The sequence below is a fragment of the Hyphomonas sp. CACIAM 19H1 genome (genome assembly GCF_003325995.1).
GTDB classification, from domain to species: domain Bacteria; phylum Pseudomonadota; class Alphaproteobacteria; order Caulobacterales; family Hyphomonadaceae; genus Hyphomonas; species Hyphomonas polymorpha.
The window spans coordinates 335,456-354,933 of record NZ_CP016437.1 but is presented as its reverse complement, the minus strand read 5'-3'; the positions used below and the strand labels follow the sequence as shown (position 1 = coordinate 354,933).

Below are 19,478 nucleotides of genomic sequence, written 5' to 3'. Positions count from 1 at the left end.
CATTGGGCACCGATTGTGACGCCTGAAAGTCTTGTCTCCTCCATGAATCTGCCTGAAACCCTGCCTGCCGCCCTCCGCGCAGCCATCCTTGAGCGTGGCTACGAAAACCTCACCGAAGTCCAGTCCGCCGCCACCGCGCCGGAACTGGAAGGACGCGACCTTCTGGTCTCCGCGCGCACCGGTTCAGGCAAAACGGTTGCCTTCGGCCTCGCCATCGCGAATGAGCTCCTCGCCGGGGAGGAAACCTTCCTCATCCGCGCGTCCGCCCCCCTCGGCCTGATCATCGCGCCCACGCGCGAGCTTGCCCTGCAGGTCGCCCGCGAGCTGCGCTGGCTCTACGCCAACGCCAATGCCGAAATCGCCACCTGTGTCGGCGGCATGGACATGCGCGACGAGCGCCGGGCGCTGGAACGCGGCGCCCATATCGTTGTCGGCACGCCGGGCCGCCTGTCAGACCATATCAATCGCGGCTCGCTCGACACCTCCGAAATCCGCGCCGTGGTGCTCGACGAAGCTGACGAGATGCTCGACATGGGCTTCCGCGAAGAGCTTGAGCACATCCTCGAAGATACGCCTGCGGATCGCCGTACCCTGATGTTTTCGGCCACCGTGCCGAAAGGTATCGCCGCGCTCGCCTCTCGCTACCAGAAAGATGCCTTGCGCATCACCACGGCCAGCGACACCACCGCCCATGCCGACATCGCTTATGAAGCGCTGATGGTTGCCCCAGGCGACGAAGAAAACGCCATCGTCAACATCGTGCGCCATTCCGACACGGAAAGCGCCATCGTCTTCTGCTCCACCCGCGCCGCCGTGAACCATCTCGTCACGCGCCTCGGCAATCGCGGTTTCAGCGTTGTGGCCCTCTCGGGCGAGTTCAGCCAGAAAGAGCGCGCCAACGCCCTCTCCTCGCTGCGCTCTGGCCGTGCCCGCGTCTGCATCGCCACCGATGTCGCCGCCCGCGGCCTGGACCTGCCAAAGCTCGACCTCGTGATCCATGCTGACCTGCCGCGTGATCCGGCCACCCTGCTCCACCGTTCGGGCCGCACAGGCCGCGCCGGCCGCAAGGGTATCAGCACACTGATCGTTGCGCCCAAGGCCCGCCGCAGGGTCGAGCGCCTCCTGCAGGATGCCAAGGTTGAGGCCCGCTGGGCCCGCCCGCCGTCTGCCGATGATGTCACCGCGCGTGATGACGCCCGCCTTCTGGCCGATACCGCCCTCACCAATCCGATGGTGGAGAAGGAAGAAGACCTCGTCTCCCGTCTGATGGCGGAACATACGCCAGAGCAGATCGCCGCCGCTTTCATCCGCAAGGCCCGCGCTGGCCGCTCGGCGCCCGAAGACCTGCGCGAAGTGGACGACCGCCCGGCCCGCAAACCCCGCGAGGATCGCGGCGAGCGCGAGTGGCAGGACCGCCCCGAGCGCGCCCCGCGTGAGCGCCGCGACTGGTCGGACCGCGAACCACGTGAGCCGCGCGAACCCCGCGCCCGGCGTGAACGTGCCAGCATCGACGGCGCCGTCTGGATCGCCATCAATGTCGGCCGCAAGAAGAATGCCGATCCCAAATGGCTGCTGCCGATGCTCTGCAAGGCCGGCGGCATCGACCGCGACCAGATCGGCCAGATCCGGATCAATTCCGGCAACACCCATGTCGAGCTGACCCCCGAAGGCGCCGAGCGCCTGTTCGAGCACGCCGAGAATGGCCGCCTTGAGGGCAGCCTGCAGGCCTTCCCGCTCGATGGCGTGCCCGAGATCGAGGATGCCGCCCCCCCGCCCCGCCGCGAACGCCGCCCGGAAGGGCGCAGCGAAAGCCGCAGCGAGGATCGCCCGCCCCGCTTCGACCGGGCCGAACGCCCGGAACGCCGCGAGCCGCGTGAGCGCAAGAGCGACTGGAACCCCGCCGAACGTCCCGCCCGCAGCAGCAGCGAGCGCCCCGACTGGAAAGACCGCTCCAGCCGCGCTGAGAAGCCCGCCGGAAAGCGGTATGACGGCCCCCGCGAGGAAGGCCGCAGCGAGCGTCCCGCCAAGCCCGCCTGGGCCGGCAACAAGGACAAGCCGTCCTTCACCAAGGGCCCCGGAAAGTCTGCCGGAAAGCCCTCGGGCAAGCCGGCCGGCAAGGGCAAACCGGGCGGTAAATCCGGCCCACCCAAGGGGCCAAAAGGCAAGAGTTTCCAGGGTCTGAAGAAGCCGCGCGCGTAAGCCGCCGCCGGGGCGGCCCCGCCGCCCCGAAAACCCTCGGCAATCCCCTGATTCCAAATACTTTTTTGCCGCCCCCGAGGCACTGCAAAATGATTGCCGCTCCGGTTCCCAGCGGAGCGTAAATCCCCTATATTTAAGGGGAATTTCGAAGAATCATCGAGAAAGCAATTCCCATGGCCGAAGACATCCATCCCGAAGCCCCCGAACAGGGCGGCGAAGGCGAATATGGCGCGGGCTCCATCAAGGTCCTGAAGGGCCTGGATGCCGTGCGCAAGCGCCCCGGCATGTATATCGGCGACACCGATGACGGCTCCGGTCTCCACCACATGATCTACGAGGTCGTCGACAACGCCATCGACGAGGCCCTCGCCGGCCATGCCGACCGCGTCACCGTCACGCTCTACCCTGATGGCTCAGCCGAGATCACGGATAACGGCCGCGGCATCCCCGTCGGCATGCACCCCACCGAAGGCGTCTCCGCCGCCGAGGTGATCATGACCCAGCTGCACGCGGGCGGTAAGTTCGATTCCAACTCCTACAAGGTCTCCGGCGGCCTGCACGGCGTGGGCGTCTCGGTCGTCAACGCCCTGTCTGACTGGCTGGAACTGACCATCCACCGCGAAGGCAAGGAACACTTCGTCCGCTTCGTCGAGGGCGGCCGGGTCGAGGCGCCGCTGGAAACGCGCGGGCCTTCCCCGAAGCGGGAGAATGGCAAGCCCTATACCGGCACCGCCGTGCGCTTCCTGTCCTCGCCTGCCACCTTCACGATGACCGATTACGACCGCAAGACCCTGGAACACCGCCTGCGGGAGCTCGCCTTCCTCAACAGCGGCGTACGGATCATCTTCCGCGACGAGCGGGAGGCAGAGCCCTATGAGACCGTCCTGGAATATGAAGGCGGCGTGAAGGCCTTCGTCCAGCATGTCGACCGTCAGAAACAATCCCTGATCGGCGAGCCGATCTATGTCATCGGCGAGAAAGACGGCATCACCGTCGAAGCCGCGATGGAATGGACCGACAGCTATCACGAATCGGTCCTCTGCTTCACCAACAACATCCCCCAGCGCGATGGCGGCACCCACCTTGCCGGCTTCCGCGGCGCGCTGACGCGCATCATCAACAAATACGCCAACGAAACCGGCGTGGCGAAGAAATCCAAGGTCGAAATTTCCGGCGATGACGCCCGCGAGGGGATGACCTGCGTGCTGTCGGTCAAGGTGCCGGACCCGAAGTTCAGCTCACAGACGAAAGACAAGCTCGTCTCCTCCGAGGTCCGCCCGGTCGTCGAAAGCCTGATCAACGAGAAGCTGGGCGAGTGGTTCGAAGAGAACCCCAAAAAAGCCCAGATCATCATGGAGAAGATCGTCGAGGCCGCCGCCGCGCGCGAGGCCGCCCGCAAGGCGCGCGAGCTCACCCGCCGCAAATCCGCGCTCGACATTACCTCCCTTCCGGGGAAACTGGCAGACTGCCAGGAAAAAGACCCGGCCAAATCCGAACTCTTCATCGTCGAGGGTGACTCCGCCGGCGGCTCTGCCAAACAGGGCCGCAGCCGAGACAATCAGGCCATCCTGCCCCTGCGCGGCAAGATCCTCAACGTGGAGCGCGCGCGCTTTGACAAGATGCTCTCCTCCGATCAGGTCGGCACACTGATCATGGCGCTCGGCGCCGGCATCGGGCGGGATGAGTTCGACATCAACAAGCTGCGCTATCACAAGATCATCATCATGACCGATGCTGACGTCGACGGCGCCCACATCCGCACCCTGCTGCTCACCTTCTTCTATCGTCAGATGCCGGAGATTATCGAGCGCGGCTTCCTCTACATCGCCCAGCCCCCGCTCTACAAAGTCACGCGCGGGCGCTCCGAGCGCTATGTGAAGGATGATGGAGAGCTCGAAGCCTACCTGATTGAGGAAGGCACGAGCGGGGAAACCCTGATCCTTGCCGATGGCACGCAGATTGCCGGCGCTGACCTGCGCGAGCAGGTCCACCAGGCAGCGAGCTTCCGCGCCAGCCTGCGCCGTCTCGCCCTGCGCGCGCCGGCAGACCTGATCGAACACGCCGCCCTCACCGGCGCGATGAAACCCGGCGCGGGCCAGGAGGAGGCAGACGCGACCGCCGCCCGCCTCAACCGCCTCGCCGAAGAAGGCGAAGACACATGGGCCGGCCGCTTCGTGGAAGGCGCGCTCGTCCTGCAGCGCACGGTGCGCGGCGTGGACGAAACCGCCGTCCTGCCCCCCGCCCTCCTCGCCAGCCAGGACGCCATGCGCCTCACCGAGCGCGCCAATGGCCTGCGCGAGCTTTATGCCGAGCCTGCCATCCTGCGGCATGAGAAAGGCGGCGAAATTGCCGTGAACGGACCATCGACCCTGCTCGGCGCGGTGCTGGAATCTGGCCGGAAGGGCCTGAAGATCCAGCGCTATAAGGGCCTCGGCGAAATGAACGCCAGCCAGCTCTGGGAAACCACACTGGACGCCAACGCCCGCACATTGCTGCAGGTCAAGGTCGAACACGCCGACGAAGCCGACGAACTCTTCACGAAGTTGATGGGCGACGTGGTCGAACCCCGCCGCGAATTCATCGAAGAGTTTGCGCTTGAGGCAGAGGTGGATGTCTAATGCATTCTCCATTTTTGGCTCTGTGAAACGTGATCGGCCTCACCTGTGATGCGTGAGTTTTCTCTTTTTGCTGGCTTACCCCTCATAGCGCTCTGCGGGGTGAGCTGTTCCGCACAACAAGCAGCAATCGAGCCCCCAGCGCCCACACCAGTCATCGCCGACGACTCGAGCGAAGATGCTTGGGCATGGAAGTACATGGACCCATTTTGGGGAAATGCTGACGGAACAGCAGAAAGAGCGCGCTGAAAGCGATGCAAGCGACTTTATTGCGTCAGGCGGAGATATAGAAATTCGGTCAAAAGAAAGCGCCGCAACTATAAAACCAATGATTGATGTTGCCCCGGTGAAATACTCTGCAAGCGTCAAATGCACAGCAGCTTATTGGGTTGCAGCTGAGGGGCGCCTCACAACAGCGGCGCATGCATCGAACAGAATAGGCAGCATTGTGTATGTCACGTTTACATCCACCCCAGCTCCCGACGAAATCCCTTTCAATGATCGAGCATCTTTGGACAATTTCAGAGAAAGAATTTATGCGGACTACCTGATTTATCTAAATGATGCTCAGGAAAAAGTTTTGATGGACTCGGATTGGCCAATCAGCGCCATGGAAGAATGTGATGAAGTTTTCCCCGAGCCGCAATGACACCTGACGACGAAGCGCTCACAATACTATAGCTTCGCAACCATCCCCGCCCTTGCGCGTTAAATCCTCCGTGGGGGGACGCACGCCAACGCAAGGAGCGAGCCCCATGAAAGCCCAATCTGAAGCCCAGCAGAAAGCCGCCGGCGCGGCCCTCAGTGCCAAGCGCGGCGAGACGCCCAAATCCAAACTCCAGGGCGCTTCGAAAGAGATGTACGAGACCATGACCGAGAAGGAACTCGAAGACATGGCCTCCACCAAGCACGACAAGATCCCGGAACGGAAAGGCTAGGCTTCACGGGCAGAGCCCTCACCTCCCACGCCCTTCGGGCGCGGGCCCCTCCTCTCCCGAACGCGGGAGAGGGGTTAAGGTAGCGCAACGCCTCTTACCCCTCTCCCATAAAATGGGAGAGGCTGCGCAGGGAAAGCGTTTGCCCTGCAAACGTCCGTAGCAGGCCATTGCAAAGCAATGGGAGGTGAGGGTCTTCCGCCCTATCCAACACTTCCCGCCCCTGCTGCGAACAGAATTCTCAATCCCTACAAAGCCCTACAAATTTCTTCCCAAAACCTTCCCCACCCCCTCCGCGTCCCGGCGTATGCTCCGCCTCATGACGATGCTCGCCGCCCTCCGCAGACATCCCGATTTCGCCGGGTTCTTTGACCTGGTGTTCCCGCTGTTCTGGCCGATGCTGGCCTGGCAACTCGTCCGCGCTTCCAAACAGCTCGCCGCCATGGGCCGGGGCCCGTCCCTTGTCCGCGTCCACTGGTGGGGCGGCATCACGATAGCCTATCTCGGCGACCGCACGCCGGACCCGTCTGCCTACAGACCAGTCACGCCCCTGCGCGCAGCATGGGATGATCCCATCTGGTCAACCGCCGTTCCCGCTTTCCTCAACGCCGAAGCACGCGCTGTAATCTTCCCCTGCGCAAGCGGGGGCTTTGAGGGAAAAGCGTTTGCACTGCAAATGCCCCGAGAAGGAATGAAGGGCGCCTGCACCCTCTCGCCCATCACCGACACATCCTAGCGCCTAACCAACCCCGAATTCAGCCCCAAACACCGGCCAGCCCACGCTGCGTCCGGGCAAATCTGCTGGCTGAAACCTGCACGCGCCCGCCATCCTTCGACTTCGCTCAGGATGAGCTCCGACAGGCTGCGTCCGAGAAGCTCATCCTGAGCGAAGTCGAAGGATGTCAGCGGGCATCCCGCCCCCTCTAAACCGCTTCCAGCTCCAGCCCCACGCCGGCAATCTTCACCACGCGGTCCACCACGCAGAGGTTCATGCCGCGCGCCCGCTGCAGCGCCACGCGCGGTTCCTTCACGGCGATCTGGAACTGGATCAGCCTTTCCTCCGGCCCCTGACGGAATTCAATCCCCGCCTCGTCTGCCACGCGCAGGTAACGCCGCCCCTTGGGCACGGCCAGGATATCGGCCCAGTGCGCCGCCATGCCTTCGGGGTCCGGCCCCGCCAGCACCGCGCCGCGCAGGGCGCCCGGCTTTGCCCGCTTCTGCCAGCCCGGCCCCGCCCAGCGCCAGCTTGCCGCCGGGCGCGCCTCGTCGATGGAGACAATCGCCCCGCCCACATCGGCGGGGTGAAGATGGCTCGCGGCAATGTCGTCGAGGTCCATGTTCCACACGCGGCGCACGCCCAGCTGGTCCACCCGCGCGCGGGCGGCCGCCAGATCCTCGGTCTGGAAGATCGCCATATAGCCCCCTTCCCCACCCCGCTCGATGAAGCGGGCCGCCGGCGCCTTGCCGCTTGTCGGCACGACGACTTCCAGGAACTGGTCCCCGATCGGGAACACGCGGTTGACGAGACCAAACTCCTCCACGCCGGGGTCGATGAACGGCTCGCCCAGGCCCAGCAGTTCGGCCAGCTGATCAGCGGTGCTCAGGCTTCGGGCGGCAATCACCAATTGTCGGAGACGCGGCAGGGTCATGGTTGTGGTTCTCCCCGGAGGTATTTTCTTTTGAGAAGACCCTAACGAGCAGAACAAACGCCGCAACAACGACGCAAGGTAAACAAGGTTATGCTATTACGCACGGATTGCTTTCCCCGCCGGAAGGCGCCACTGGCTCGGGCAAGATGACCAAACCGCATGCAAATCCCCCGGGGCATGGCAGCCCCGCCGTCAAGGATCATGATCCCGGCCATGATCATGACCACGCCCATGGTCACGGCCACAGCAGCGCCACCGGGCTAGACTGCCCGGCCGATCCCGGCGCGCATGCCCACGATCACGGCCATGGCCACGATCACAGCCATGCCGGCCATTCCCATGACCATCATGCTGACATGACCAGCGCCGACTCCCGCCGCCGCGTGGCCATTGCCGCCGTGCTGACAGCCGCCTTCATGTTTGCCGAAGTGGCCGGCGGCCTCATCTCCGGCTCCCTCGCCCTCCTGGCAGACGCCGCCCACATGTTCACCGATGCCGGCTCGCTGCTGCTCGCCTGGATCGGTTACAAACTCGCCGAGCGCCCGGCCGATCCTGCCCGCTCCTATGGCTTCGCGCGGATGAAAATCCTTGCCGCCTTTACCAATGGCGTGCTGCTGATCCTGCTCGGCCTCTGGATCATCTGGGAAGCGGTCCACCGCCTCCTCGCCCCGGTCGAGGTGATGGGCGGCCTGATGATGATCGTCGCGGCCGGCGGCCTGCTGGTCAATATCGCCGCTTTCGCTGTTCTGCATGGCGGCGACAGGCAAGACCTGAACCTGCGCGGCGCCCTCTGGCATGTGGCCGGCGATCTTCTCGGCTCGGTCGCTGCCATCGCCGCGGCCGGCATCATCCTCTGGACAGGCTGGACCCCGGCCGACCCGATCCTCTCCGCCCTCGTCGCCGTGCTGGTGATCGTGGCGGGCGTGCGCATCATGCGCCAGTCTGGCCATATCCTGCTGGAAGGGACCCCTCCGGGTCTCTCGGTGTCCGAAATTGTCCATGATCTGTCCGGAAATGTCCCCGGCGTGTCCCGGGTTGCCCATGTCCATGCCTGGTCGTTGACCGAATCGCGGCCCCTGGTGACGCTGGAAGTCACCGCCGCGCCGGGCGCCAATCCCGAATCCCTGCGCCGCGATGTGAAGGCGCGCCTAGCCAGCCGGTTCAAGGTTTCCCACGCCACCGTGGAAGTTGTCTCCGCCCCTGAATAGCTGCCTTGCGGCCAGCGCAAGAGCGCTTTAACCCTGCCCCTTCAGGCCCCATATGGGGGCCAGCCCGCCCATGAGTCCGCGAAGGAGGCTGAAGATGGCCGAGACACAACATGCCGAAATCCTGATCATCGGATCAGGCCCCGCCGGCTGGACCGCCGCCATCTACGCCGCCCGCGCCCTGCGCGATACACTCGTCGTCACCGGCATGCAGCCCGGCGGCCAGCTCACCATCACCACGGAAGTCGAGAACTATCCGGGCTTTGACGAGATCCAGGGCCCCGAGCTGATGGTGAAGATGCAGGAACATGCCGAAAAGATGGGCGCCAAGGTCGCCAGCGATCACATTCTCTCGGTCGACTTTGAAACCCGCCCCTTCAAGGCCGTGGGCGAAAGCGGCACGACCTACACTGCAGACTCGGTCATTATCTCTACGGGCGCCCAGGCCAAATGGCTGAACCTTGCCAGCGAGGAGAAGTTCAAGGGCTTCGGCGTCTCCGCCTGCGCCACCTGCGATGGCTTCTTCTATCGCGGTAAGGAAGTGCTGGTCATCGGCGGGGGCAACACCGCTGTGGAAGAGGCCCTCTTCCTGACGAACTTCGCCTCCAAGGTCACCGTCATTCACCGCCGCGACCATTTCCGCGCCGAGAAAATCCTGCAGGACCGCCTGTTCAAGAATCCGAAGGTCGAAGTGATCTGGAATCACACGCTTGAGGAAGTTGTGGGTGATGAGCAGCCTCTCGGCGTCACCGCCGCGCGCATCCGCGACCTCACCACCGGCAATATCCGCGAACTGCCTGTTCATGGCGTCTTCGTCGCCATCGGACACGCTCCGTCCACGGATCTTTTTGTTGGCAAGCTGCCGATGAAGGAGAATGGCTATCTGATCACCGAGCCCGGCTCGCCGCGAACCGCCATCCCCGGCGTGTTTGCCGCCGGCGACGTGACCGACGAAACCTACCGCCAGGCCGTCACCGCCGCCGGCATGGGCTGCATGGCGGCGCTGGACGCCGAACGCTTCCTCTCCGAACAGGAAGCCCACGCTGAAGCTGCTGCTGTTCCTGCAGAATAGGGCTTCAGCCCTATAGCATCGCCAGCGCCACGCGCTCCACATCGCGGGGTTTCTTGCGGCTGACGGCTTCGAGCAGCCGGGCGGCGCGTTCCTGCATCACCCGGTCAAGATCCGTAGCCGGATCAGTGGCCACAGCGGCCTGCAACGCCGTTTCGATCTCGGCGCGGTGCTTCTTCGCGTCCAGCGCGGCCAGCGCGCGGGCCCATTGCCAGCGCAGGCCGATATCCTCCGGGGCAAGACGAACGGCTTCGTCATAATGGCGGCGCGCGGTCTTCAGGCTGGCGCCCATGATGGCCGCGCCGATCGTACCGCCCCGGCGCTCGACTTCCACATGCCAGACGGCCAGAAAGCCGTGCGCATAGAAATTCGCCGGGTCGTCCTTGAGCACACCTTCAGCAAGCTGTTTTGAAAGCTCGCCATAGCCGGTCCTGCTGGCTTCGCTGATACTCATGGGCCGCAGGATCAGCGACAGGGAGATCGCCTTCTGCAGGCGGCCTTCCTCATGTTCAGGGTCCAGCTTCAGCGCTTTTTCCGCCTCGGCCAGGGCCTGGTCGATCAGGCTGCGCGGCGGATCGCCCTCCCCGCTCATGGCTTTTGCCAGAAGGGTCCGCGCACGGAAGGCGTAGGCGTCGGGTGTCTGCTCGAGGGCGGCTTGCGCGAAAGCGGCGTCATACTGCCCGGCGCGGAACGCTTCTGATGCCGCGCGAAAGTCTGCATGGGCCGGCATCGCTGCCAGCATGGCCAAAGCAATCAGAATCAAGCTGCGTCCCTGCATCTGGATTAATAATAGTCCGAAACAGGGTCTTCGGCGAGCCGCAATCGAATCACGGCGGCGCCCGGCTACCTCTTCTGGACAGGCAATGGCTCGCCGGTAAGATAAACCGTATGGGACGCAAATTACTGATATCTCTGCTCGCCAGCGCTGCCTTTGCAGCCGCCGCCTTTGCCATGCCGCCGGAACTTTCCTCCGCCATCGATGCCTGGCTGGATGATGATTACAGCCAGATGCAGGTGATCGAGCGTCATGCGCGCGCCGGGGACGCCGCCGCACTCGGGGTTCAGGGACAGGCCTGCTATTACGGTCAGGGGTGCACACGGGACAGGACACGCGGGCTCAATCTGATGAGGCAGGCGGCAGAAGCGGGCGATGTGCCTTCGATGCTGCAACTGGGCCGTATCTATGAGAACGGCGCCGCTGGATTGCCTGCGGATACCGCCCTCGCTGCCAAATGGTATCAACGCGCCGCCGAGGCGGGTGATACGCTCACCGCGCCCGCTGCGGTCAGCCGGCTTCAGCCAGAGACCGCCCCTGCGGCGGTTGAACCACCCCGCCTGAAAGCCACCGCGCCCGCGCCCCCCATTCAGGCCCCTGCCGCTGCGCCGCCGAGCCCTGCCTCACCGAGCCCGCCGATGCCGTCAGCTCAGCCGATCCTTCTCAGCGATGGCGCCGCCTTCCCGGTCTATCTCACTACCGGCCTTGGCCGGCGCGGGGATGTGGCAGCAACCTGTTATGCCGAGCTTGATCCGGTCATCGATCCGAAGATCGACGAGCTTGAAGCGCTGATCGCGCTCTCCAAAACCCAGAGCCCGGTTCAGCAGGTGCGCACGGCCAGCCAGGTCGAAGTGCTGAACGCCGAAGTGCGATCTCTCATCGAAGTGCGCAAAATGGCGGGGGAAACGCTCAAAGGCCTGATTGGCCAGAACGGCCTGACCGAGCAGGACATAAGCGCCGCCATGAACCAGCACATCAGCGCCCGCCACCTGCGCCCGGAGACCGGGCCGGGGGCAGAACTCTGCCGCCAGAGATATATCGTCCTCGACGCCGAGCTCATGATCAGCGAGATGTAACCGCTGAAAACCCGGCGCAATACCGCTCCGGCAAAGAACCCCAGAGTCGATGACAGACAGTTTCGAAGCAGACGTGGTGGTGATCGGGGCGGGCGTGATTGGCCTGGCCTGCGGGCGCGCGCTGGCGCGGGCGGGGCGCGAGGTGATCGTGCTGGAGGCCGAAGACCAGATTGCGATGCACACCTCGTCCCGCAATTCCGAGGTGATCCATGCCGGGCTCTACTATGCCACCGGCAGCCTCAAGGCGCGCCACTGCGTCAATGGCCGGCGGATGCTCTATAGCTTTCTGGATGCCCATGGCGTTGCCGTAAAACGCTGCGGCAAGCTGGTGGTGGCCATTGGCGAAGGGGAAGCGGGCGAACTTGGCGCGATCCTGGCGCGGGCGCAGGCCAATGGCGTGGAAGACCTGCGCCTGCTGGACGGCGCGGGGGCTCTGGCGATGGAGCCTGCGCTCAACCCCGAAGTGGCCGCCGCCATCCACTCCCCCGTCTCCGGCATCTTCGATAGCCACGCCTATTTCCTGGCCCTTCAAGGCGAGCTGGAAGACGCAGGCGGCTCGATTGCCTTCAACACGCCGGTGCTCTCCGGCGCGGTGGAGGCAGGCCATATCCGGCTGGAGACCGGCGGGGACAATCCGGCCACAATCCTCGCTCGCACCGTGGTCAATGCGGCGGGTCACTACGCGTCCCATATAGCCGCCACAATAGAAGGCCCCCACACGGCCGGCTTGCCGGAAACCCATTTCGTGAAGGGCAGCTATTTCGGGATAAGCGGCCGCACGCCCTTCTCCCGGCTGATCTATCCCATGCCCAACACCGCCACGCTGGGCCTGCACCTGACGATAGACCTGGGCGGGCGCGGCAAGGTGGGGCCCGACGCTGAATGGCTGCCCGAGGGCGCCTCCCCGCCCTTCGATTACCGCGTCGATCCCGCCCGCGCCGCCGTGTTCCATGCCGAAGTCAGCCGCTACTGGCCGGGCCTGACCGTCGACCGGTTGACCCCCGATTATGCCGGCGTGCGGCCCAAGATCGTGCCCAGAGGCGCCCCATCGGGCGATTTCCGCATCGAGGGGTCTGAAACCCATGGCAGCGCCGGCCTGATTAACCTTCTGGGCATCGAAAGCCCGGGGCTGACCTCATCCCTGTCAATTGCAGACCATGTGGCAGAGCTTGCAGGATAGGGTGCTTGCGCGCCCCCCTTTCCATGTGTATCAGGCGCCTTCGCTGATGCGGCGTTCAGGTTCGGTAGCTCAGTTGGTTAGAGCGCGCGACTCATAATCGCGAGGTCGAGAGTTCAAGTCTCTCCCGAACCACCACGCCCAGCCGGCGACCCCTCTTGCGCCGCCAGCCAACTGGCCAGAGGATCGCCTGATGACGCAGACCTTCTCCCGCACTCTGGCTTGCTGGCTGTCCCGGCCGCTGCTCCTTCTCACCGCCCTGTTTGCCTTTGCCGCCACCAGCCTGGCGCAGGAAACGGCCGAAACGACGGAGGCCCGGCGCCCCACGGTCGCGCTGGTGCTCTCCGGCGGGGGCGCGCTCGGCCTCTCCCATGTCGGCGCCATCCAGGAGCTCGAAGCGATGGGCATCCGGCCTGACATCGTGGTGGGCACATCTATGGGCGCGGTTATCGGCGGGCTCTACGCAGCCGGGATGAGCGGCGCGGAGCTGGAAGAGGTCGTTCAGAAGGTCAACTGGAGCGGCGTGTTCAACCCGGCGCCGGAACGCGACAAGCTCACCTACCGCCAGAAGCAGCAGCAGGTAGACTTTCCCGGCACGGCGAGCCTGGGCGTATCGGGCGCTGGCCTTCTCCTGCCCACGGGCGCCATCTCCGATCAGGCGCTGATGAAGGAACTGCGCCGGCTCACCCCGGCGCGGATGAATGTGCAGAGCTTTGATGATCTGACGATCCCCTTCCGCGCGGTTGCCACGGACATTGCCACGGGCGAGGCCGTCATCATCGGCTCGGGCGAGCTGCCGATGGCGATGCGGGCGTCCATGTCCGTGCCCGGCGTATTCCCGGCATTCAATCTGGATGGCAAGCTGCTGGTGGATGGCGGCCTTTCCGCCAACATCCCGGTCAGCGTGGCGCGGGATATGGGCGCCGATATCGTGATCGCGGTGTGGACCCCCAACGAGCTGCTGAAGCAGGAGCAGATCGGCTCTGTGGTCGATGTTCTGTCGCAGACCGTCAGCCTGCTGATCCTGGCAAATGAACGCGCTGAAATTGCCTCAATGAATTCCGGCGATGTGCTCGTGCGGGTCGACACCGGCAAGATTGGCCCGGCCGCCTTCACGCGCGGCAAGGATCTGATTGAGGCCGGCCGGAAGTCGGTTCAGGCCCTGGGGGACAAGTTTGCGCCGATTGCCAAGGACCGCCCACCGGTCAGCTATGCCGGCATCGGCGACGCCCCGCCGCCGGTCATCTCCTTCGTCCGCATCGAGAACACATCCCGCCTCAACCAGTCCCTGCTCGAGACGCGCATGGCAAGCGTTCTGGGCAAGCCGGCCGATACCGATGAGATCAATGAAGCGCTCGACCGGATCTATGCCCTCGGCCCGTTCGAGCGGGTGGACTATACGATGGCCGAGCAGGAGGGGCTGACCGGCCTGATCGTGCGGGCCGAAGATTCCCGCCGCAATGCCGGCCGGGTGCGGCTCGGCATGATCGTGGAGAACGACTTCAACACCGAGTCTGATGTGGCCGTGTCGGTGGATTATCGCAGCGCGGCGCTGGATGCCTATGGCTCGGAAATCCGCGCAATCGTCACTATCGGCGACATCAATGAATTCGGTCTGGAATATTTCCGCCTGCTGGAACCCGAACAAAGCTGGTTTGCTGCCGCGCGCGCGGAGATCGAGAACCGGCCGGTGAACATCTATTCCCAGCGCGGCTTCAAGACCGCCGGATATGATCTCACCTATGGGCTGCTGGGCATTGATGCGGGCCGCCAGTTTGGCAATTTCGGGGAAATCCGTGTGGGTACAGAACTCGGCACGGGGCGCGCCAAGCTGAACGAAGGCGCCGGCCCCTTCAATGAAGTCGACATCGATACGGGCCGCCTGTTTGCCTCTGCCGGTCTCGATACGCTCAACGATCCCTTCTTTCCGCGCCGGGGCGTGAGCGCCAAGATGCGCTGGACGCATGGCCTGGAAGGGTTGGGCGACAATGCAGACTATCAGACGATGTCCGCCTCCGGCCTGCATGCGTTTACCTTCGGGCGGAACACCGTACTGACTTCGGTGTCCGGCGGCCTGCGCCTCAGCGGCGCTCCGCCGATTGATACGCTCTACCGGATTGGCGGCCTGTTCAGCCTTTCGGGCTACCGGCTGGATGAGCTGGCCGGCGAGAACTTCCTTGCCGGGCGGCTGATCTATCGCCGCTCTCTGGTCAATACCGACGATGTTCTCTTCGGAGTTCCCCTGTTCGTGGGCGGATCAATCGAGGCGGGCGAGGTCTGGTCGGAGCCTGATAGTTTCTCGCTGGATGATGTGCGCTTTGGCGGCAGCGTCTATGTCGGCGCCAATACTGCGCTCGGGCCGGTATACCTCGCCTTTGGCCGCTCCGAAGGGGGGCGGCAATCAGCTTATCTGGTGATCGGCCGGTCTTTCTAGGAAAGCCGGATCACACCGCTTTCGCCTGCTTTTCCCGCGGCGCGCTGAGCAGCGTATCGGCCAGCGCCGCCACCAGCGCACGCGGGCGCACCGGCTTTTCGATCAGGCCGGAGAAGCCAAGCTTCTCGCACGCCGCGCGGCATTCGGGCGTTCCATCCGCCGTCAGAGCAAGGACCGGCACGGCGCTGTTCTGGCCGGGACCAAACCGCGCCGCTTTCAGCACCGCTTCAGCCCCGCCGCCGGGCATATGCACATCGGTGAGTACCGCCTGATAGCGGCGCACGGCGATGCGCTGGGCAGCAACGGTCGCATCCGGCACGCATTCTACCCGCCAGCCGGCGGCAACAAGCGCCTCGCGGATGACAAAGGCGGTCGTCTCATGGTCTTCGGCGACAAGGATCTCGCCAAGATCAAACCGCCCGGCGCTTGTGGGCGCGGCATTCTCCACCGCCAGGCGCGGGCCGGCTTTCTGCACCGGCACAGTGACGGTGAACAGGCAACCGCCGCCGGCATTGTCAGCCAGCGCGATGTCCCCGCCAAGACGCCGCGCCAGGGCGCGCGCGATGCTGAGGCCGAGGCCGGAGCCGCCATGGGTGGCGGCGATGGTGTCGTCGGCCTGCTCGAACTCTTCAAACAGGCGCGCCTTGTCTGCATCGGAAATGCCGCGGCCCGTATCGGCAACGGTCATGATGAGGGTCAGCCCCTCCCCTGCCGGAACGGTGGACATCTGAACGGTGACATGGCCGCGATCGGTGAACTTCACGGCATTGCTGACGAGGTTGAACAGGATCTGCCGCAGGCGCCCGGCATCGCTTTCGATACGGCCTTCGGCGCTGCGGGCCACGGCGATGCGCAGGCCCACGCGCTTGGCGTCAAGCTTGGGCTGCCAGAGGTCGCGCGTTTCAGAGGCAAACTGGCGCAGCTCGAAAGCCTGCATGGTTACCGGCAGCTTGCCCACTTCCAGCCGGGAAAGGTCCAGCAGGTCATTGAGCAGGCGCTCCAGATGCTGGCCGCTATTGGAAATGGTCTCCGCCAGGCGCCGGGTCTCGCTGGTGGGGGCCTGATCCTTGATGAGGTCGGCCACCCCGAGAATGCCTGTCAGCGGCGTGCGGATTTCGTGGCCGATGAAGGCCAGGAAGCGGGAGCGGCCTTCCGCCAGCATCAGCATCTTCGCCTTCATCTCTTCGATGCGGCGATGGCTGGCCTGCTGGCTGCGGGCGCGGGCGGTGTTTTCCTCGGCCACCGCCTTCAGCAGCGCAGCCGGAGAAACGAGGCCCTTATAGACACCCTCTTCCATCACGATCACGCCATCGGTCAGCGCGCTGGTGCCCTTCTCTGCCGCCTGTTTGGCAATCAGGGCGACGGGCAGGGTGCCATCTGCGATAACGGGGGTCTGCGTGATCAGGTGATGTACCGGGCGGGCGGCGAAGATATCGCGGCCATTGGGCCCGGCGAGTGCCTCAGTCAGCCGGGCGCGGGTGACCTGCGCAATGCGCGGCGCCCCGTCCTCGCCCGTCTCCAGCCGGACCGGGAGCGCAAACAGCAGCGGGTCGGACAAGAAGAGGGAGAGAGCCGCCGCGCCCGTCGTGGAGGACGGAATGGGCGGCACGCTGAGCGCAATTTCCTGGAGGCGTACGGGCATCGGGGACCGGGCATTAAGGTTAATGCCCGATCATCCGTAACAAGTGTTACCTTCCGGCAAACGCCAGACCTGTTGTGATCAGGAGATTTCGCGGCGATTGCGGATGATCTTGTTCACAAGGCCGTAATCCACAGCCTCCTGAGCGCTCATCCAGAAATCCCGGTCGGTGTCCTTCTTGATCTGCTCAAGCGGCTTGCCGGTGGCTTCGGCGAAAATCTTGTTCAGACGCTCGCGCATCTTGATGATTTCGCGGGCCTGGATCTCGACATCCGTAGCCTGGCCGCCAACGCCGCCGCGGGGTTCGTGCAGCAGGTAGCGGGTGTTGGGCAGCGAATACCGGTTTTCCTTCTGGGCGGCGGCATAGATCAGCGCGCCCGCCGAGGCGACCCAGCCAGAGCCGAGCACTTTTACCGGGGCGGTGACGAATTTGATCATGTCATGGATCATGTCGCCGCTTTCGACGTGACCGCCGGGCGAGGAGAGGATCAGCAGGATGGGATCATCGCTTTCGGCAGACAGGGCCAGCATCCGCTCGCAGACCATGCGGGCCTGTTTGAAGTCGATCCCGCCGGTCAGCAGGATGGTACGCGACTTGAACAGGGCATTTTCCACCAGCGCAGCGGGATTTGCTACGGGAGTGGCTTCTTTTTCGTCTTCATCGTCAAGGCGGAAGGGGGTCATGCAGGCTCCGGAAAGGAATCTCTTTGATTTCAGGTCGTATAGGTGCGGTGCCAGGGGCGCCGGGTCAAGGCACGCGGCTCACTATTCCCCAGCCAGCGGCCGGACAATTCCGGACAGTTGCGGACAGGCCGTGGACAAATCCGGACAGTTCGGAACCTCAGGCGGCCTCGGAGATGACCCGCGCGACCTCGGCGGCATAGGCCTGCGCCTTCTTCTCCCCTACCCCGCTGATCTCGCGCAGGGCGTCCGGGGTGGCGGGGCGTTCCCGCGCGATTTCGGCCAGCGTCCTGTCATGGAAGATGACATAAGGCGGCACGCCGCGCTCCTTGGCGAGGTTCGTCCGCCAGGTACGCAGCGCCTCGAAGAGGGAGAAGTCCCGCTCGGAGAGGTCTGCCATGACGGCCACTTTGGCGGCGCCCTTCGAGCGGGTCTTGCGGCGGGCCGCAGCGGGGTCCTGCTTGAGCGAGACGGTGCGTTCCCCTCGGAAGAGGGCCTTGGCCGCCTCAGCATCCGGCACGACCAGCACCGGGCGCATGGCTTCCCCGCCCTCGGCCACCAGATCTTCATAGAGCAGCGCATCGAACACCCGGTTCCAGCCCTGGCGGGAGAGTTCCTTGCCGATGCCAAAGGTGGAAAGACTGGAGAGATCGGTATCAAACCCGTCCTTTGCCTCGCCCAGCAGATGCTGCACCAGGCGGCCCCGGCCGATGCGCTGGCCGCAGCGCAGCACGGCGGAGACCGCCATCTGGGCATAACGGGTCACATCGTACCGTTCCCCAAGCTCGCCCTTGCAGGCATCGCACACCCCGCAGGGCTCCACCGCCTCTTCCCCGAAATAGCGGCGCACAGCGGCCCGGCGGCATTCATCGCCATTGAGGAAGGCGAAGAGCTGGCGCGTCTTGGTCAGCTGGACGCGCTTGACCTCATCGGGCGCGTCGCTGCTGTAGGTCCATTGCAGGGAGCGGTTCATGTCTGACGGGCCGAACAGGGCAACGCCTTCGGCCGGCTCGCCATCACGCCCGCCGCGGCCGACTTCCTGCCAATAGGCCTCCAGCGTCTTGGGCGGATCGGCGTGGATGACGAAGCGGACATCCGGCTTGTCAACGCCCATCCCGAACGCAACCGTGGCGCACATTACCAGGCCTTCTTCCAGCAGGAAGCGGCGCTGACGGGCGGCGCGCACTTCCGCCTCAAGCCCGGCATGATAGGCAAGCGAGGGGACCCCGGCTTTCTCCAGCGCGTCGGCCAGATCCTCGACGGCGTTGCGGGTGGCGGCATAGACGATGCCGCTGACGCCGGCACGCGCCTTGACGAGCTGGACGACGCGGGCGGTGCGGTTGCCTTCCTTGGGCTCAGCCGAGAGGATCAGGTTTGGCCGGTCGAAGCTCGCCACATGCACGGCCGGGTCTGTCAGGTCGAGCTGGGCGAGGATGTCGTCGCGGGTGCGCGCGTCGGCGGTCGCCGTGACAGCGAGACGGGGCACGCCCTTGAACAGGGCCTTGAGGCGGCCGAGGGCGCGGTAATCGGGGCGGAAATCATGGCCCCACTGGCTGACGCAGTGGGCTTCATCCACGGCGATCAGCGAGACCTTCATGCGCGAAAGCCGGTCTGCCAGCCCATTGCCGAGCCCTTCAGGCGAGACATAGAGGAGGTCCATCTCGCCGCGCGCGGCGGCGTCCAGCGCGGCGGCGCGGGCGGCAAAATCCATCGAGCTGTCGAGGCGTTCGGCGCGCACCCCGGCAAGCTTCAGCGCGTCGACCTGATCGGCCATCAGCGCGATCAGCGGCGAGACGACGATGCCCACCCCTTCGCGCAGCAGCGCCGGGATCTGGTAGCAGAGCGACTTGCCCCCGCCGGTCGGCAACACGGCGAGACCGTCGCGGCCGGCCAGCGTGTCGGCAATCACATTTTCCTGAAGCCCCCGGAAGGCGTCATAGCCATAGACGCGCTTCAAGAGCGCGCGGGCGTCAGTGAGGGTGGGCGGAGACGGCATGGCCCCTGTTCTGGGGAGATGCGGGGGC

Annotated in this window: 15 protein-coding genes and 1 tRNA gene; 11 read left to right on the top strand and 5 right to left on the bottom strand. The window is 64.9% G+C overall.

Annotated elements, in window-relative coordinates; genetic code table 11:
* The first annotated feature begins 42 nt into the window (after nucleotides 1-42).
* The 5 genes from BBF93_RS01710 to BBF93_RS01690 all read left to right on the top strand — a co-directional run bounded on the left by BBF93_RS01710 (nucleotide 43) and on the right by BBF93_RS01690 (nucleotide 6,485).
* Nucleotides 43-2,199, top strand: coding sequence for a DEAD/DEAH box helicase (locus tag BBF93_RS01710; RefSeq protein WP_035594012.1), 2,157 nt, complete (start codon nucleotides 43-45; stop codon nucleotides 2,197-2,199).
* A 173-nt stretch (nucleotides 2,200-2,372) separates the two neighbouring features.
* The gene (gyrB, locus tag BBF93_RS01705; RefSeq protein WP_035594011.1) at nucleotides 2,373-4,817 is read left to right on the top strand and encodes a DNA topoisomerase (ATP-hydrolyzing) subunit B; all 2,445 of its coding nucleotides are present in this window, start codon (nucleotides 2,373-2,375) and stop codon (nucleotides 4,815-4,817) included.
* A 214-nt stretch (nucleotides 4,818-5,031) separates the two neighbouring features.
* Complete coding sequence (locus BBF93_RS01700; protein WP_035594009.1) at nucleotides 5,032-5,463, top strand: hypothetical protein; 432 nt, start codon at nucleotides 5,032-5,034, stop codon at nucleotides 5,461-5,463.
* Nucleotides 5,464-5,569: 106 nt separating this feature from the next.
* On the top strand, nucleotides 5,570-5,752 hold the full coding sequence (locus BBF93_RS01695; RefSeq protein ID WP_035594007.1) for a DUF3008 family protein: 183 nt from the start codon (nucleotides 5,570-5,572) through the stop codon (nucleotides 5,750-5,752).
* A 316-nt stretch (nucleotides 5,753-6,068) separates the two neighbouring features.
* The gene (locus tag BBF93_RS01690) at nucleotides 6,069-6,485 is read left to right on the top strand and encodes a hypothetical protein (RefSeq protein ID WP_157532628.1); all 417 of its coding nucleotides are present in this window, start codon (nucleotides 6,069-6,071) and stop codon (nucleotides 6,483-6,485) included.
* Between the two features lie 187 nt (nucleotides 6,486-6,672).
* Here the strand turns inward: BBF93_RS01690 and BBF93_RS01685 are convergent, their stop codons facing one another.
* Nucleotides 6,673-7,398: a VOC family protein gene (locus BBF93_RS01685; protein ID WP_084324105.1), complete on the bottom strand. Its 726-nt coding sequence runs from the start codon at nucleotides 7,396-7,398 to the stop codon at nucleotides 6,673-6,675.
* Nucleotides 7,399-7,544: 146 nt separating this feature from the next.
* On the opposite strand from BBF93_RS01685, the gene BBF93_RS01680 reads away from it, so the two are divergent.
* Both BBF93_RS01680 and trxB read left to right on the top strand, forming a co-directional pair.
* Nucleotides 7,545-8,606, top strand: coding sequence for a cation diffusion facilitator family transporter (locus BBF93_RS01680; protein ID WP_084324118.1), 1,062 nt, complete (start codon nucleotides 7,545-7,547; stop codon nucleotides 8,604-8,606).
* A 94-nt stretch (nucleotides 8,607-8,700) separates the two neighbouring features.
* Nucleotides 8,701-9,675, top strand: a complete 975-nt coding sequence (trxB, locus tag BBF93_RS01675; protein WP_035594002.1) for a thioredoxin-disulfide reductase — start codon at nucleotides 8,701-8,703, stop codon at nucleotides 9,673-9,675.
* Between the two features lie 10 nt (nucleotides 9,676-9,685).
* Here trxB and BBF93_RS01670 read toward each other — a convergent pair whose 3' ends face one another.
* Nucleotides 9,686-10,435 carry a hypothetical protein gene (locus BBF93_RS01670; protein WP_162173995.1) on the bottom strand — a complete coding sequence of 250 codons (750 nt, stop codon included), beginning with the start codon at nucleotides 10,433-10,435 and terminating at the stop codon, nucleotides 9,686-9,688.
* 125 nt (nucleotides 10,436-10,560) lie between these two features.
* Here BBF93_RS01670 and BBF93_RS01665 point away from each other — a divergent pair, with 125 nt between their 5' ends.
* The 4 genes from BBF93_RS01665 to BBF93_RS01650 all read left to right on the top strand — a co-directional run bounded on the left by BBF93_RS01665 (nucleotide 10,561) and on the right by BBF93_RS01650 (nucleotide 15,134).
* Nucleotides 10,561-11,523: a tetratricopeptide repeat protein gene (locus BBF93_RS01665; RefSeq protein ID WP_051612187.1), complete on the top strand. Its 963-nt coding sequence runs from the start codon at nucleotides 10,561-10,563 to the stop codon at nucleotides 11,521-11,523.
* Nucleotides 11,524-11,572: 49 nt separating this feature from the next.
* Nucleotides 11,573-12,703: an NAD(P)/FAD-dependent oxidoreductase gene (locus BBF93_RS01660; RefSeq protein ID WP_035593998.1), complete on the top strand. Its 1,131-nt coding sequence runs from the start codon at nucleotides 11,573-11,575 to the stop codon at nucleotides 12,701-12,703.
* A 58-nt stretch (nucleotides 12,704-12,761) separates the two neighbouring features.
* Nucleotides 12,762-12,838 (top strand) — tRNA-Met (locus BBF93_RS01655).
* Between the two features lie 55 nt (nucleotides 12,839-12,893).
* The gene (locus tag BBF93_RS01650) at nucleotides 12,894-15,134 is read left to right on the top strand and encodes a patatin-like phospholipase family protein (protein ID WP_035593996.1); all 2,241 of its coding nucleotides are present in this window, start codon (nucleotides 12,894-12,896) and stop codon (nucleotides 15,132-15,134) included.
* A gap of 10 nt (nucleotides 15,135-15,144) precedes the next feature.
* Here BBF93_RS01650 and BBF93_RS01645 read toward each other — a convergent pair whose 3' ends face one another.
* The 3 genes from BBF93_RS01645 to recQ all read right to left on the bottom strand — a co-directional run bounded on the left by BBF93_RS01645 (nucleotide 15,145) and on the right by recQ (nucleotide 19,450).
* Nucleotides 15,145-16,776 (bottom strand): ATP-binding protein, encoded by a 1,632-nt coding sequence (locus tag BBF93_RS01645; RefSeq protein WP_051612186.1) that lies wholly within the window; start codon nucleotides 16,774-16,776, stop codon nucleotides 15,145-15,147.
* Between the two features lie 78 nt (nucleotides 16,777-16,854).
* A complete protein-coding gene (locus tag BBF93_RS01640) occupies nucleotides 16,855-17,457 on the bottom strand; it encodes an ATP-dependent Clp protease proteolytic subunit (protein ID WP_035593989.1) in 603 nt (200 codons plus the stop codon).
* A 157-nt stretch (nucleotides 17,458-17,614) separates the two neighbouring features.
* Nucleotides 17,615-19,450, bottom strand: coding sequence for a DNA helicase RecQ (recQ, locus tag BBF93_RS01635; RefSeq protein WP_114104788.1), 1,836 nt, complete (start codon nucleotides 19,448-19,450; stop codon nucleotides 17,615-17,617).
* Nucleotides 19,451-19,478: the final 28 nt, after the last annotated feature.

Excerpts from the sequence above, each read along its gene's own strand:
- BBF93_RS01710 (WP_035594012.1), top strand. The coding sequence starts at position 43 with ATGAATCTGCCTGAAACCCTGCCTGCCGCCCTCCGCGCAGCCATCCTT.
- gyrB (WP_035594011.1), top strand. The coding sequence starts at position 2,373 with ATGGCCGAAGACATCCATCCCGAAGCCCCCGAACAGGGCGGCGAAGGC.
- BBF93_RS01700 (WP_035594009.1), top strand. The coding sequence starts at position 5,032 with ATGCTGACGGAACAGCAGAAAGAGCGCGCTGAAAGCGATGCAAGCGAC.
- BBF93_RS01695 (WP_035594007.1), top strand. The coding sequence starts at position 5,570 with ATGAAAGCCCAATCTGAAGCCCAGCAGAAAGCCGCCGGCGCGGCCCTC.
- BBF93_RS01690 (WP_157532628.1), top strand. The coding sequence starts at position 6,069 with ATGACGATGCTCGCCGCCCTCCGCAGACATCCCGATTTCGCCGGGTTC.
- BBF93_RS01685 (WP_084324105.1), bottom strand. The coding sequence starts at position 7,398 with ATGACCCTGCCGCGTCTCCGACAATTGGTGATTGCCGCCCGAAGCCTG.
- BBF93_RS01680 (WP_084324118.1), top strand. The coding sequence starts at position 7,545 with ATGACCAAACCGCATGCAAATCCCCCGGGGCATGGCAGCCCCGCCGTC.
- trxB (WP_035594002.1), top strand. The coding sequence starts at position 8,701 with ATGGCCGAGACACAACATGCCGAAATCCTGATCATCGGATCAGGCCCC.
- BBF93_RS01665 (WP_051612187.1), top strand. The coding sequence starts at position 10,561 with ATGGGACGCAAATTACTGATATCTCTGCTCGCCAGCGCTGCCTTTGCA.
- BBF93_RS01660 (WP_035593998.1), top strand. The coding sequence starts at position 11,573 with ATGACAGACAGTTTCGAAGCAGACGTGGTGGTGATCGGGGCGGGCGTG.
- BBF93_RS01650 (WP_035593996.1), top strand. The coding sequence starts at position 12,894 with ATGACGCAGACCTTCTCCCGCACTCTGGCTTGCTGGCTGTCCCGGCCG.
- BBF93_RS01645 (WP_051612186.1), bottom strand. The coding sequence starts at position 16,776 with ATGCCCGTACGCCTCCAGGAAATTGCGCTCAGCGTGCCGCCCATTCCG.
- BBF93_RS01640 (WP_035593989.1), bottom strand. The coding sequence starts at position 17,457 with ATGACCCCCTTCCGCCTTGACGATGAAGACGAAAAAGAAGCCACTCCC.
- recQ (WP_114104788.1), bottom strand. The coding sequence starts at position 19,450 with ATGCCGTCTCCGCCCACCCTCACTGACGCCCGCGCGCTCTTGAAGCGC.